General features: G+C 44.4%; 1 protein-coding gene. It reads left to right on the forward strand.

What is annotated here, in order from left to right:
- Positions 1-971, forward strand: a 971-nt coding sequence (locus AC0QH1_RS17190) for a reverse transcriptase domain-containing protein (RefSeq protein ID WP_324632462.1), incomplete at both ends; no start/stop codon positions are given.

Raw genomic sequence — 971 nt, forward strand, 5'->3', positions numbered from 1 at the left:
GACCGAATTGACCATGAAAAACTTCTCAATAAACTTGATGCCTTCCCGGCAATCCGACGACAAGTCAAGGCATGGCTTAAAGCTGGCGTAATCGATACCGGACAGCTATTCGCAACGGAAGAAGGCACACCGCAAGGAGGGGTAATCAGCCCTCTACTGGCGAATATTGCCCTTCACGGCATGGAAGAAAGCATCAAATCCCTAGCTGCTAAGCTACCAGGAAAAAGAAGCCGTACAAATAAACGTAATGCAATCTCGCTAGTTCGTTATGCTGACGACTTCGTTATCCTGCATGAAAACAAGGATGTAATTCTAAAATGTCATGACCACATCCAGGAATGGTTGAAAGGAATAGGATTGGAACTGAAGGATACCAAAACTCACATCACCCACACATTAGAGGGTGACAGCCCTGGGTTTGACTTCCTGGGGTTTAACATCCGGCAATATCAAATCGGAAAATATAAGACCGGAAAGGATACGCATGGCAATCCGTTAGGTTTCAAAACTATCATCAAACCCAGCAAACAAGCTATTAAAACCCACTACAAAAAACTGAAAGGGATAGTAGACTCCCATATTGCAATACCGCAAGAGGGGTTAATAAAATACCTCAACCCGGTCATCAGAGGGTGGAGCAACTACTACTCAACAGTAGTGTCTAAGGAAGTTTTCTCTCAAATGGATAGCTCGTTATATTGGAAGCTAACCAGAAGGGGATACCGAAGACACCCCAACAAAAGTAAAAAATGGGTAGCCAAGAAATACTGGCAAACAATAGGGAATCGGCATTGGGTATTTGCAACACGAACGGAATCAAACCCAATCAAATTGCGACACCACGCTGAGACTCAAATTGTCAGACACGTCAAAGTCAAAAGCGAAGCCAGCCCGTATGACGGCAATCTCAAATACTGGAGTACAAGAATGGGGAAACAACCCGGTGTTCCAACGAGAGTATCAAAGCTCTT

Source organism: Phormidium sp. CCY1219, assembly GCF_055795085.1.